The following is a 12,631-nucleotide window of genomic DNA, read 5'->3' on the forward strand; positions in this document are numbered from 1 at the left end:
AGGTCGCAAACTGATGCTTGCCGTCGGACTGCCCGTCGTGTCCACCGCCATCTGTATGGCGGTCGGACTGGACCGCGCGACGTGGTTGTCCCAAGAACTGGCCGACATGGCCACGGAGGACATGCCGATGTCGACCTTGGCCGCCAACATCGACGGCAACCTGATGGACGAGGTCATCGAGTTTGAGCATGTGCTGCGGGCCTCTGCGGGCTTGCGCGCCAATGACCCCGAGGCACAAGCCTTTCTGGAGGCGTCCATTGCCGAATTCCACAAGTTGGGCAAAGCCTCTGAGGCTGACTTTGCAGCCATGAAGGCCCTGCTCAAAAAGGCACAAGAGGACGATGACCCGGCGGTGGTCGCCATTTATGCGGGTCTGGAGAAGCAGGTGCAGGACATTGACGACGCCCAAAGCGCCTACGAAAAGTCAGTGGACGCAGTGATCGCCTTGGTCAAGCAAGGCCAGCATGATGCAGCCCAGGCCGCGATCAAGGGCGTGGTGGCCAAGCGTCAGGGGGTGGAGCAGTCACTCTCAGCGTTTCAGGACCACATCGCCAAACTCACCCAAGCCAATGCGCAGGCCGCCACCGAGGGCGCACAACGGGCGCGGACGATCTTGCTGACAGTCGGGGCTCTGGCCATCATCGCCGCCATCGCATTGGGGCGTCAGATCTCCGGCAACATCATCAGCAATGTGCAGCAGGCACAGCAGACCGCAGAGTCGATTGCGCAAGGTGACTTGACCAGCCGTATCCCCCAAGGTGGCAGCGACGAGATCGGCATGCTGCTGCGCGCCATGCAACGCATGCAGGCCTCTTTGCAGAAGGTGGTGAGCACCGTGCGCGATAACGCCGAAAGCGTGGCCACGGGCAGTGCTCAGATCTCGCAGGGCAACCAAGACCTCTCGGGCCGCACCGAGGAGCAAGCCAGCGCCCTGCAGCAAACCGCCGCCACGATGGAGCAACTGGGCACCACGGCGCGCCACAACACCGATAACGCTCAACAAGCCAACCAATTGGCGCAAGCGGCCTCTCAGGTGGCCAGCGACGGCGGCACCGTGGTGAGCCAAGTGGTCGACACCATGCAAGGCATCAACCAAAGCTCCCGAAAAATTGCCGACATCATCACCGTGATCGACGGCATCGCCTTCCAAACCAACATCCTGGCCCTCAACGCTGCCGTGGAAGCCGCCCGCGCAGGCGAGCAAGGCCGCGGCTTTGCCGTGGTGGCCGGCGAGGTGCGCAGCCTGGCCCACCGCTCCGCCGACGCTGCCAAAGAGATCAAGGCCCTGATCTTGGCCAGCGTGGAGCGGGTCGAGCAAGGCACCAGCTTGGCGGACAAAGCCGGCCAAACCATGGCGGAAGTGGTGAGCTCCATCCAGCGCGTGTCGGACATCGTGGCCGAGATCACGTCGGCCAGCGCACAGCAAAGCTCAGGGGTAGACCAAGTAGCCCAAGCCGTAGGCCAGATGGACCAAGCCACCCAGCAAAACGCAGCGTTGGTCGAAGAAAGCGCAGCAGCGGCCGAGAGCCTGCGTCAACAAGCCCAACAATTGGTGGGCGCCGTCAGCGTCTTCAAGCTGAGCTGAGCTTCAGCGCCGCGCCACTTTGGCGATCAAGCGCGCGGCAATGCGCGCAGTCAGACCGTCTCTGTCCAAGCTGGGGTTCAGCTCCGCCACATCAAAGGCGGCCAGCTTGCCACTGGCCACGACCTGCGCCACCACCGCCTCGACGGCGGCCAGGGGCACCCCCAAGGGCGACGGTGCCGACACCCCCGGCGCTTGCGCGCCTGGCAACACATCCAGGCATGCGGTCAGGTACACCGCCTCACAGGCGGCCAGATCCTGCGCCAGCGCTTGCTGCGCAGCGGCCAGACCCGGCGCGTCTTGCAGGTCTTCGTCCAGCCAATAACGCACGCCCAAAGCCTGCGCCCGGTCGAACAGCGCTCGGGTATTGGCATAGCGGCTGATGCCCAACACCCGGTAGTCAAAGGGCAGGCCCAAGGCTTGACAGCGCTGCTGGATTTGCAAGAACGGCGTACCTGAGTTGGCCGCCGCTGCATAGCGCAAATCAAAGTGAGCATCCAGGTTGATGATGAGCCAGCGCTGGACCTCGGGCCGGCCCTGGAGCAAGCCTTGGAACGTACCCCAGGCCACTTCATGGCCGCCGCCCATCACCAGCGGCAGGCAACCCTGCTGCAGGCTGGCCGCCACCTGCCCCGCCAAGCGGGCCTGTGCGGCCTCCAAGGCGCCGCCGTCGCAGCGCACATCACCCGCATCCCACAAGGCCGGTTCGCCCATCAGCGGCATATTGGCCAAGAACTTGCGGCAGGCCGCTGGCCCCTCCGCCGCACCGGGCCGCCCACCGTTGCGGCGCACGCCCTCGTCCACCGCAAAGCCGATCAAGGCGCAGCCGCTGGTGGCGCCTGGCCCCCAGGCTTGCATCACCTGGTGCCAGCGACGGCTGTCGCCCGTCTCCTCGGCATCGATGCGGCCCTGCCACTCAAAAGAATGCTCCATCCGGTCCATGCGCTGCGTCCTCAACTTCCAAGCCAAACCACCGATAAGCGCTGAAACGACGTTCACGCGCACTGCGTTTTATGCCATCACCCTCCGCACCGCTCAGACGCCTGAGGCAAGCTGCCGGCTTCACGCTGGTGGAGTTGATCGTCGTCATTGTGATCTTGGGCGTGCTCGCCGCCACAGCACTTCCCAAATTCATGAGCCTGGGCGGCGATGCCCGCACGGCGGTGGTGAATCAGATGGCTGGGCAATTGCAGTCCTTGATCAACACTGCGCCCTCGCTCTCGGCGCTCCGGGGCGCAAGCTCCGGCCTGCCGGCCACCACGCCGTTTGATGGCTGCCCATCCAGCACCGCCTGGCGAACCATGAACTGGGATGCGAACACCCCTGTGTTGGTTGGCGGCTTGTTTGCCAACGCTTGCACAGCAGGTGCGGCCTTGCATCTCCATGTCTTCTACCTCCCCCAACTGGTGGGCGTGACTCGTCAACCCATCGTCAGCTACCACCTCGGTACCACCAGCGCCAATTACGTCAGCGGTGCCACCACCGACGATGGCCAATGGATCATGACCTTCTCGGGCAACAACGCCATGAGCTTGCAGCTCAAGAAAGCGCCCAACCCGGCCGCCTGCGCCATCTCGGTCAACGCGCCCTTCAGCTACAGCTCGATGGCCACCCTCTCCAAGGTCACCACCGGTTGCTGAGCTGGGCCCCGTAGAGGTCATCAAGCCCACCGGCCCGCCACCACGCGCCGGCAATCCGGGCGCTGGCCAAAGGCATAGGCCAACTCATTGGGGTGCTTCAGGCCCCACACCGCCAAGTCAGCCCGGCTGCCGGCCAGCAAGCGGCCGCGGTCGGCCAAGCCCAGCGCCTTTGCCGCGTGCTGGGTCATGCCGCGCAAGGCCTCTTCCGGCGTGAGTCGGAACAAGGTACAGGCCATATTGAGCATCAGCAGCGGCGAGAGCGTGGGCGAGGAGCCGGGGTTGTGGTCGGTGGCGATGGCGATGGGCACGCCCGAGGCGCGCAAGGCGGCAATGGGCGGCAGCTTGGTTTCACGCAAGAAGTAGTAGGCGCCAGGCAAGAGCATGGCCACAGTGCCGGCCTGGGCCATGGCGGCAATGCCCGCGTCGCTCAGGTACTCCAGGTGGTCGCAAGAGAGCGCACCGAAGGAGGCCGCCAGCGCCGCGCCGCCTTGGTCGCTGAGTTGCTCGGCATGCAGCTTCACCGGCAAACCCAGGCGGTGGGCCACCTCAAACACCCGCTGGGTTTGGGCGGGGCTGAAGGCAATGCGCTCGCAAAAGGCATCGACGGCATCCACCAAGCCTTCGGCGTGCAGCGCTGGCAGCCACTGGCAGACCGCGTCGATGTAGTCGTCCGCCCGGCCGGCAAACTCGGGCGGCAGGGCGTGGGCTGACAAACAGGTGGTGCGTACCGTCAGGGGCAGCTCAGCCCCCAGGCGGCGCGCCACACGCAGGCAGCGCGCTTCATGCTCGGCGCTGAGTCCGTAGCCAGACTTGACCTCCAGCGTGGTCACGCCTTCGGCCATCAAGGCGTGGGCGCGCTGGCGCGCGCTCTGCCACAGCGCTTCATCTGACGCCGCCCGCGTGGCCGCCACCGTGGAGACAATGCCGCCGCCCGCCAGCGCAATGTCTTCGTAGCTGGCGCCTTGCAGGCGCATCTCAAACTCGCGCGCGCGGTCTCCACCGTAGACGAGGTGGGTATGAGCATCCACCAAGCCGGGCGTCACCAGGGCGCCGCCCAGGTCGTGACGCTCGGGAATGTTGAGGCCGGGCGGTAGGTCCGCCTCGGCGCCCACCCACTCAATCCGGTCGCCTCGGGTCAGCAGCGCACCTTGGTCGATCAGGCCCCAGCCCTGCTCGGTCGCCAGGGTCACCAAGCGTGCCCGGTGCCAAAGTGTGAACGCCTGAGATGTCGTCATGTTCATTCGTCTTTCATATCGGCGCTCAGCCACCAAGCACTCGGGCCGGGGCCAAGGGGCATCAGGTCAGGGGCCCACCAGATCTCGGCGGGTGCAGCATCAAACCAACACAGTGTCTCCGCCCTCAGCGGCCAACTCAGCAAATCACCGCCGCCGGCCCCCGGCCTCGCCCAGCAAACACCCGGCTGCGTTGCAAACAGGCCGGCGGCGCGGTGAGCCGGCGCAAACAGGTGGCCCGCCACGGCAGGGCGCAGCTCACCGGGCAGGCCTCGGCACATCAGGTTGAGGTCCCGCACCGGGCCGTCCAGCAGCGAGGCCGAAATGCGCCACTCGCCCTCAAAGGCCCAAGCCGGGCTCGACGGGGTGAGCGTGATCGGCTCGGCGCCGCCCTCTTCTCGGTGCAAGGCCAGGCCAGCCCCCTGCCACACCGCCAGGTGGCGCTGCACACCGGGGTATAGCGAGAAAGGCCCCTCCTGGGCCACATCGGCCACGCTGATGCGCAGGCGCCAATCCACAGCCTCAGGCCATGCCAGCAACTCGCGGGTTTGCCCACCGCCATTGCGCCACGCTTGCGCGGGCCGGCTTTGCAGGGGAATCAGGCGCGGTGTCATGGGCGGCGAGTCTACTTGTGTAAACCTGTCTAGACAAGTAGAGGGGCTTGCGTGCAGAATCCGCCCCACTCCTTAGCTCCACCCCTTGAGGCATCCACCATGAGCGCTTCCACTCCCCAGGCCGCCCGCCCCGTCCGTGCCAACCGTGGTACCGAGCTGCATTGCCAAAGCTGGCTGACCGAAGCCGCCTATCGCATGCTGCAAAACAACCTGGACCCGGAAGTCGCCGAAAACCCCGATGCCTTGGTGGTCTATGGCGGCATTGGCAAGGCCGCGCGCAACTGGGCCTGCTTTGACCAGATCCTGGCCACGCTGCGCACCCTCAAGGACGACGAGACCTTGCTCATTCAGAGCGGCAAACCCGTTGGGGTGTTCCGCACGCACGCCGACGCGCCACGTGTGCTGCTGGCCAACTCCAACCTGGTGCCAGCCTGGGCCACCTGGGAGCACTTTCATGAGCTGGACCGCAAGGGCCTGATGATGTACGGCCAGATGACCGCCGGCTCCTGGATCTACATCGGCAGCCAAGGCATTGTGCAAGGCACGTATGAGACCTTTGTCGAGGCGGCCAAGCAGCACTTCGGCGGTAACGCCCAAGGCAAGTGGATCTTGACCGCAGGCTTGGGCGGCATGGGCGGCGCCCAGCCCCTGGCCGCCAGCTTTGCCGGCTACAGCTCGCTGAACATCGAATGCCAGCAGTCGCGCATCGACTTCCGCCTGCGCAGCCGCTATTTGGACGAGCAAGCCAGCGACCTGGACGACGCGCTGGCTCGCATGCAGCGTTATGCGGCCGAGGGCAAGGCCATCTCGGTGGGCTTGCTGGGCAATGCGGCGGAGATCCTGCCCGAGCTGGTGCGCCGTGCCCAAGCCGGTGGCGTGAAGCCCGATTTGGTCACTGACCAAACCAGCGCCCACGACCTGATCCACGGCTACTTGCCGGCCGGCTGGACGGTGGCGCAATGGCAGGCTGCCCAAGCGGACGCCAGCCAGCACGCCGCCCTCAAGGCCGCCGCCGCCCAAGGCTGTGCCGTGCATGTGCAAGCCATGCTGGACTTCCAAGCCATGGGCATCCCCACGGTGGACTATGGCAACAACATCCGCCAAGTGGCGCTGGACCAAGGCGTGAAAAACGCCTTTGACTTCCCCGGCTTTGTGCCGGCCTACATCCGCCCACTGTTCTGCCGCGGCAAGGGCCCCTTCCGCTGGGTGGCGCTCTCGGGTGACCCGGAGGACATCCGTAAGACAGACGCCAAGATGAAAGAGCTGTTCCCCGAAGACAAGCACCTGCACCGCTGGCTGGACATGGCCGGTGAGCGCATCGCCTTCCAGGGCCTGCCCGCCCGCATCTGCTGGATTGGCCTGGGCGAGCGCCACCGCGCCGGCCTGGCCTTTAATGAGATGGTGAAGAACGGCGAGCTGAAGGCCCCCATCGTGATCGGCCGCGACCACCTGGACAGCGGCTCGGTGGCCAGCCCCAACCGCGAAACCGAAAGCATGAGGGACGGCTCAGACGCGGTGAGCGACTGGCCGCTGCTCAACGCCTTGCTCAACACTGCGGGCGGCGCGACCTGGGTCAGCCTGCACCACGGTGGTGGCGTGGGCATGGGCTACAGCCAGCACAGCGGTGTGGTCATCGTCTGCGACGGCACCGACGCCGCCGCCAAGCGCATCGAGCGTGTGCTGTGGAACGACCCCGGCACCGGCGTGATGCGCCATGCCGATGCCGGCTACGAGATCGCCCAAGCCTGCGCCCGCGAGCAGGGCTTGAACCTGCCCATGCTGGGCCGCTGAGCGGCGCCGCCTCCAGCTCGCTCAGGCCCGCCGCATGTTGCGCTCAGTCCAGCTTGGTTCCCGAGTCTTTGACGGCCTTGGCCCAGCGCGGCATGTCGGCTTTCAAGAACTGGGTGAAGCTGGCGGCGTCCAGAAAGGCCGGGTCGGCGCCTTGCTGCACCATCTTCTGGCGGATGTCCGGGCTCTCCAACACCGCCTTGAAGGCGGCGGAGAGCTTGTCCACCACCGGCTTGGGCGTGGCGGCCGGGGCCAACACGCCGTAAAAGCCCACCACATCAAAGTTCTTCAGTCCCGCCTCGTGCAGGCTGGGCACGTCGGGCAAGGCTTGGTTGCGCTCTTTGCTGGTGACCGCCAGCGCGCGCAGCTTGCCGGCCTTGACGTAGGTGGCGGCTTGCGGAATGGACTCGGCCATGACCTGCACCTGCCCGGCCATCAGGTCGGTGAAAGCCGGTGCGCTGCCCCGGTACGGGATGTGGACGATGAAGGTGCCGGTGGCCGACTTGATCATCTCGGGCACCAAGTGGCTGATGCCGCCGTTACCGGCCGAGCCGTAATTGAGCTGCCCCGGCTTTTGCTTGGCCAAGGCCACCAGCTCCCCAAAAGTCTTGGCCGGCACTTGCGGGTTGACCAGCAGCACCAACGGCTGCTGCGCCGTGCGCGCAATGGGGGCAAAGTCGCGAAGGGTTTGATAGGGCAGCTTGGTGTAGACGGCCGGGTTGATGACCATGGTGCCGGTGTTGGCCATCAGCAGGGTGTGGCCGTCGGCCTCACTCTTGGCCACAAACTCCGCGCCCACCGAGCCGCCTGCGCCGGCCTTGTAGTCAATGATGACGGGCTGGCCGAGTTTCTCGCCCAGCTTGTCGGCCAAGAGCCGCGCATGGCTATCCAGCGGGCCGCCCGCCGGGAAGCCGATGATGATCTTCACCGGCTTGGTCGGGAAGGCCTGAGCCTGAGCCCAAGCGGGCAGGCAGGCAGCAGCCACAGCAGCCAGGGTCAGGGCACGACGATTGAGTCTCAACATAAAAACATCCAGATCTTGGGTGGGTGTACATCGGCACGCGGCGTGGGTTCAACGCAGCGGCACTTTCAAAAAGCGGGGCCGATAAATCTCGACACCGCCGGCGCGGAAGTTCTCCGCAAAATCAAAGGTATTGACGTGGTAGCTCACCAGCAACTCGGTGGGTGTGGAGAGGTGCGGGTGTGCCTTGGCGCCGTAGACAAAGGTGTTGGGCGTCAAGCTGGCTTCTGGGCAGTCCCACAGGATCACATCCTTGCCCCAGGGGCCGACTGGGCTGTCGCCATAGCGCACCGCCACTTGCTTGCCCAGGGTGTCGGTCATGTGGGTCAGCATGAAGCGGCCATCGGGCAAGGGGTGCACGCTGAACTCAGAGCTCACGCCACTGGTGACGGCCGCCGCACTGCGGATGTCAGCGTTCCAAGCTTTGCCGTCCCAAAAGCGATAGGCCGCAAAGCTGCCGATCTTCTCGGGCTTGACCCGCGCCACCAGCAGGCGCTTGACGTACTCGGCGCTGCGTGTGCCGAACACATACAAATAGCCATCCGCCCGAGGCGCGCCAGCGGCTGCCGTGTGCAGCATCACCGCCTGGCCAAACGAGGATTCACCGGCCCCGCCGGCCACCGCCGGCACGAACAGCGGCGCATCGACCTGCTTGTAGCTGGCACTGAAGGGCGCGGCCTCCAGCGCCGAGGCCGACAGCAGGCTGATGCCGGCGGTGGCGAAGGCAAAGGGCGGGGTGTCCGCAGACTTCATGCGCAGCGCAAAGGTATAGACCCGCGAGCCGACCACCACACCGTCATTGGGCCAAAACCATTGGCTGGCATCGGGCGGCTTGACCATGCTCTGCCAGCCGCTGCCCTTGTGCCGCACCTGAAAGCTCAGGCTGCTGGCGTCGGGCATGGCGCCATCAATGACCGCCGTGGTGTTGTTGACCATGGTGGTGGCCGTGCGGCTGCCATCGGGGCGGACCGTGCCCACAAAGGTGTCGCTGAACCAAACCAGTGTGCGCTGGCTGGCGCCGCTGCCGGGGCGCTCGTCACCCGCGAGCGGAATGCTGTAGACACCATCGGCCCCCGTCCAGCCGCTGCTGCGCTTGAACAGCGCCGTCCAGTCGGCGGCAGGCTGCGCCGTGAACGGGTCCACTTGGCTTTGCGCCCACACCGGGCTGTGCGTGAGGGCGGCCAAGAGGCTCAGGCCCAGCACACGATTCATAACCTTCATCGTCTCACTCCAACGCTGTGTGGCAAGCTGCACTCTGTGCGCAGCCGCCACGCCTTCTTTCCTTCAACGCGGCTTTTTTCATCCTCTTCATCATGACACAGCACGTCCTCACCCCTGGCCAACTCAACCTCGAACTGCTGCAGGCCGTCCACGCCCGCGGCGAGGCCGTGACGCTGGCCCCCGAAGCGCGCGCCAACATCCGCGCCAGTGCGGCCGTGGTGCAGGCCGCCGCCGCTGGCGATGCGCCCGTCTATGGTGTCAACACCGGCTTTGGCAAGCTGGCCAATCAGCGCATCAGCGCGGCCGACCTGGCCACCTTGCAGCTCAACCTGATCCGCTCGCATTCGGTAGGCGTGGGTGAGCCCTGCAACCCCGGCGTGGTGCGCCTGATGCTGGTGATGAAGGCGGCGAGCCTGGCGCGCGGCTACTCGGGCGTGCGCGAGGTGGTGATCGACACGCTGCTGGCGGTCTATAACGCTGGCCTCATCCCTTGGGTGCCCGAGAAGGGCTCGGTCGGCGCCTCGGGCGACCTGGCCCCGCTGTCCCACATGACACTGGCCCTGCTGGGCGAGGGCGACTTTTTGGTGGACGGCCAGCGCCGCCCGGCTGGCGAGGTGCTGCGCCAGCACGGCATCACCCCCTTGGCCCTGGAAGCCAAAGAAGGCCTGGCCCTGATCAACGGCACACAAACCTCCACCGCCTTGGCCCTGCACGCCTTCTTGAGCTTTGAGCCGGTGCTGGAAGCCGCCTTGGTGATCGGCGCGCTGACGGTGGACGCCGCCCGTGGCAGCGACGGCCCCTTTGACCCGCGCATCCACGCCCTGCGCGGCCAGCCCGGCCAGATCGACGTGGCCCAGTACTACCGTGCCCTGCTCAAGGGCAGCGCCATCCGCGCCAGCCACACCGAAGGCGACGACCGCGTGCAAGACCCGTACTGCCTGCGTTGCCAGCCGCAGGTGGTGGGTGCTTGTCTAGACCAGTTGCGCCATGCCTCTTTGGTGCTGTTGCGCGAGGCCAATGCCGTCACCGACAACCCGCTGGTGTTCTTTGAAGACGGCGCCATGATTTCGGGGGGCAACTTCCACGCCGAGCCCGTGGCTCTGGCCGCTGATGCCATGGCCACCGCCATTGCCGAAGTGGGCGCGATTGCCGAGCGCCGCATTGCCATGCTGATCGACAGCAGCGTCTCGCGCCTGCCGCCCTTCCTGACCGAGAACGCCGGCCTGAACAGCGGCTTCATGATTGCCCACGTGACCGCCGCCGCCTTGGCCAGCGAAAACAAGTCCCTGGCCCACCCCGCCAGCGTGGACAGCCTGCCCACCAGCGCCAACCAAGAAGACCATGTGTCCATGGCCACCTTCGCCGCCCGCCGCCTGCAGCCCATGATCGCCAACGTGGCGCACATCTTGGGCGTTGAACTGCTGGCCTCCGCCCAAGCCATCGAGTTCCTGCGCCCGCTGGCCAGCTCTCCCGCCCTGGAGCAAGCCCACGCCCTGCTGCGCGAGCACTGCGCCCCGATGATGACCGACCGCTATTTGGCGCCGGACATGGAAACTGCTGCGTCGCTGGTGCGCAGTGGCGCGCTTAGCGGCTTGTTCCGTGCGCTGCCGGGGCTGCCGCCGCTGTGGGTGCCGGTTTGAGTTGGAGGGCTTGAATGGGCGGGCGGCTTTGCTCGCCTTTTCTGAGCGTTGCGTGCGGACTCGACTGGAGCGCTGTGTAGGTCGACGCGTGCGCTGCCACAGGCCATGGCCCGGGGCTCATGCATCGGCGGTTGGCTGCGCCAACTGCCCTCGGTGCTCGCTCAAGGGCGTGCGCCGTCAAACTCCCTCCGCTCGCGTTCCGCTCGCTGTGGTCAAACAGTGACGGCGAGTGAGTTCTTGAAGCGCGCGTGACCGCGCGCCACGCCCTTTCCCTGCGCGCCTCGGCGCCGAAGAAATCGCCCCGGGCCACGGCCTGCGGCAGCGCAGGTCCATCGGGGGTAGCCTGCACGATTGGGGTGATGTGAAGTGCGGTCATTGGCGACAGGGGGTTGCAAATCCACACATTCAGAAGATCGCCGAACAAAGTACGCTAGGTTTGAAAGCATATGGCTCTGTAGACTCTTGGCCGCTATAGTGCCGCACACCTTCGCACCAAGGTTTCGGCCCGGTAGTTTCGTTCAGAAGTCGAATCGAACCGCGGTACACCAGGCAAGAAATGCACTTAAAGTGTCCTGTAGGCCGCCTTTTGGCTTCAGGATTGATCGGTCTGAACCCCACATAAAACGTAGGTAGCGCCCATGAAAGCCTCGACCATCACTGCCATTGCTGCGCTCTTGTCGCTTTCATGTCGCCCATCGATTGCGGTCAGTTTCAGTGACGCCGCTGGAAACTTAGTCCTTTTCGAGTACGCCGCACTGAGCGCAGAGTATTGCGAACAGCGTGGATTTCCGAGCCGTTCTATCTATTCAACGTGGCAACAAAAACATGCCCCTCTGCAAAAAGAGTCGATGCAACGCATCTTGGCAGAGGCCGAAAGTCGTGGCCTACCGAAGAACGAACAGGAGCATGTGCTGTCTGAAGCCCTGGCGAACCAAAGGAAGCTGGCCAGTTAAGCAATTGCAAAGAAGGGGGTTCTATGTCCACAGTACAGGGCTTTCTTGGATGGGTTCCAGTCACTCCTCAAGAAGTGAATGCGCCCAACAAGTCGGCCCAGCTCAGATAGCCTACGTCTGCCGCTGATCTCCAACGTTGCACAGTCGACGATTGCACCTACTTTTGGAAGTCGAGGACACCTTCTGCATCCACGTTTTCGGCGATCTCATGGTGGTGTCCGGCACGCTCGGTCAGGACAAGTCTGCAAGCAAGCATGTCGCTCCAGCGGTTTCGCCTCCCAGTGAGCTTGGACTCTTTACACGATCCCCACCCCTTCATCGCGACAGCGGCTTGCTTGGTAGCCTGGCCGAGTGAGTCTCAATCTCTGATAACTGGAGGCTGGCTACCCCACCCACCGCCCTGTCGCGGGGTGGGCCACAGGGCGATTTGAGAGGCGCGGAGGAGCGCAGGGCAAGGGCGTGGCGCGCGGTCACGCGCGCTTCAAGAACATATTCGCCGGAAGGGTTTGACCACAGCGAGCCGAAGGCGAGCGGAGGGAGTTTGACGGCGCACGGTCTTGCCCGAGCACCGCAAGGCAGTCGGCTTGAGCCGACGGCCTCTCGCATGAGCCCTGGGGCCAACGCCGCGTCAGGGCACGACAGTCCTCCACCCGCAAGCCCAAAGGCCAACAAGCCAGTAGCATCACCCCCATGACCGACGACCTCCCTCCCCTGCCCGACACGCCCACCGGCCGCTACCGCCACTACAAAGGCGGTGAGTACGAAGTGCTGGGTGCCGCCCGGCACAGCGAGACGCTGGAGCCGCTGGTGGTCTATCGGCCGCTCTACAACGCCAGTGGCTTGTGGGTGCGGCCGCATGCCATGTTCTTTGAAACGGCGGAGTTTGAGGGCAAGGTTCAGCCGCGCTTTGCGCGCATGGCGGATTGAACACGGCGCTGAA

Annotated in this window: 11 protein-coding genes; 6 read left to right on the plus strand and 5 right to left on the minus strand. The window is 65.3% G+C overall.

Features of this window, described 5'->3' with window-relative positions; genetic code table 11:
• Positions 1–37 precede the first annotated feature (37 nt).
• Positions 38–1,585, plus strand: coding sequence for a methyl-accepting chemotaxis protein (locus KAK11_RS21800; protein WP_310737788.1), 1,548 nt, complete (start codon positions 38–40; stop codon positions 1,583–1,585).
• 3 nt (positions 1,586–1,588) lie between these two features.
• Here the strand turns inward: KAK11_RS21800 and hutG are convergent, their stop codons facing one another.
• Complete coding sequence (gene hutG, locus KAK11_RS11455; protein ID WP_246498832.1) at positions 1,589–2,515, minus strand: formimidoylglutamase; 927 nt, start codon at positions 2,513–2,515, stop codon at positions 1,589–1,591.
• An 80-nt stretch (positions 2,516–2,595) separates the two neighbouring features.
• Between hutG and KAK11_RS21805 the strand changes: the two genes are divergently transcribed.
• A complete protein-coding gene (locus tag KAK11_RS21805; protein ID WP_246498834.1) occupies positions 2,596–3,222 on the plus strand; it encodes a type II secretion system protein in 627 nt (208 codons plus the stop codon).
• A gap of 20 nt (positions 3,223–3,242) precedes the next feature.
• On the opposite strand, the gene hutI is transcribed toward KAK11_RS21805, so the two are convergent.
• A complete protein-coding gene (gene hutI / locus KAK11_RS11465; RefSeq protein ID WP_210809264.1) occupies positions 3,243–4,457 on the minus strand; it encodes an imidazolonepropionase in 1,215 nt (404 codons plus the stop codon).
• Between the two features lie 2 nt (positions 4,458–4,459).
• On the minus strand, positions 4,460–5,068 hold the full coding sequence (locus KAK11_RS11470; protein ID WP_210809265.1) for a HutD/Ves family protein: 609 nt from the start codon (positions 5,066–5,068) through the stop codon (positions 4,460–4,462).
• A gap of 99 nt (positions 5,069–5,167) precedes the next feature.
• Between KAK11_RS11470 and hutU the strand changes: the two genes are divergently transcribed.
• Positions 5,168–6,859: a urocanate hydratase gene (gene hutU / locus KAK11_RS11475; protein WP_210809266.1), complete on the plus strand. Its 1,692-nt coding sequence runs from the start codon at positions 5,168–5,170 to the stop codon at positions 6,857–6,859.
• A gap of 43 nt (positions 6,860–6,902) precedes the next feature.
• On the opposite strand, the gene KAK11_RS11480 is transcribed toward hutU, so the two are convergent.
• Both KAK11_RS11480 and KAK11_RS11485 read right to left on the minus strand, forming a co-directional pair.
• Positions 6,903–7,880: a Bug family tripartite tricarboxylate transporter substrate binding protein gene (locus KAK11_RS11480; RefSeq protein WP_210809267.1), complete on the minus strand. Its 978-nt coding sequence runs from the start codon at positions 7,878–7,880 to the stop codon at positions 6,903–6,905.
• A gap of 48 nt (positions 7,881–7,928) precedes the next feature.
• Complete coding sequence (locus KAK11_RS11485; RefSeq protein WP_210809268.1) at positions 7,929–9,098, minus strand: DUF5005 domain-containing protein; 1,170 nt, start codon at positions 9,096–9,098, stop codon at positions 7,929–7,931.
• Positions 9,099–9,190: 92 nt separating this feature from the next.
• Between KAK11_RS11485 and hutH the strand changes: the two genes are divergently transcribed.
• The 3 genes from hutH (at position 9,191) to KAK11_RS11500 (ending at position 12,618) form a co-directional block, all read left to right on the plus strand.
• Complete coding sequence (gene hutH / locus KAK11_RS11490; protein WP_210809269.1) at positions 9,191–10,738, plus strand: histidine ammonia-lyase; 1,548 nt, start codon at positions 9,191–9,193, stop codon at positions 10,736–10,738.
• A gap of 638 nt (positions 10,739–11,376) precedes the next feature.
• The gene (locus tag KAK11_RS11495; RefSeq protein WP_210809270.1) at positions 11,377–11,691 is read left to right on the plus strand and encodes a hypothetical protein; all 315 of its coding nucleotides are present in this window, start codon (positions 11,377–11,379) and stop codon (positions 11,689–11,691) included.
• A 690-nt stretch (positions 11,692–12,381) separates the two neighbouring features.
• Entirely contained in the window at positions 12,382–12,618 is a 237-nt protein-coding gene (locus tag KAK11_RS11500) for a DUF1653 domain-containing protein (protein WP_210809271.1), read from the plus strand.
• Positions 12,619–12,631: the final 13 nt, after the last annotated feature.

Origin of the sequence: Ideonella paludis, from assembly GCF_018069865.1 — a bacterium.
GTDB lineage: Bacteria > Pseudomonadota > Gammaproteobacteria > Burkholderiales > Burkholderiaceae_C > Ideonella > Ideonella paludis.

Excerpts from the sequence above, each read along its gene's own strand:
- hutG (WP_246498832.1), bottom strand. The coding sequence starts at position 2,515 with ATGGAGCATTCTTTTGAGTGGCAGGGCCGCATCGATGCCGAGGAGACG.
- KAK11_RS21805 (WP_246498834.1), top strand. The coding sequence starts at position 2,596 with ATGCCATCACCCTCCGCACCGCTCAGACGCCTGAGGCAAGCTGCCGGC.
- hutI (WP_210809264.1), bottom strand. The coding sequence starts at position 4,457 with ATGACGACATCTCAGGCGTTCACACTTTGGCACCGGGCACGCTTGGTG.
- KAK11_RS11470 (WP_210809265.1), bottom strand. The coding sequence starts at position 5,068 with ATGACACCGCGCCTGATTCCCCTGCAAAGCCGGCCCGCGCAAGCGTGG.
- hutU (WP_210809266.1), top strand. The coding sequence starts at position 5,168 with ATGAGCGCTTCCACTCCCCAGGCCGCCCGCCCCGTCCGTGCCAACCGT.
- KAK11_RS11480 (WP_210809267.1), bottom strand. The coding sequence starts at position 7,880 with ATGTTGAGACTCAATCGTCGTGCCCTGACCCTGGCTGCTGTGGCTGCT.
- KAK11_RS11485 (WP_210809268.1), bottom strand. The coding sequence starts at position 9,098 with ATGAAGGTTATGAATCGTGTGCTGGGCCTGAGCCTCTTGGCCGCCCTC.
- hutH (WP_210809269.1), top strand. The coding sequence starts at position 9,191 with ATGACACAGCACGTCCTCACCCCTGGCCAACTCAACCTCGAACTGCTG.
- KAK11_RS11495 (WP_210809270.1), top strand. The coding sequence starts at position 11,377 with ATGAAAGCCTCGACCATCACTGCCATTGCTGCGCTCTTGTCGCTTTCA.
- KAK11_RS11500 (WP_210809271.1), top strand. The coding sequence starts at position 12,382 with ATGACCGACGACCTCCCTCCCCTGCCCGACACGCCCACCGGCCGCTAC.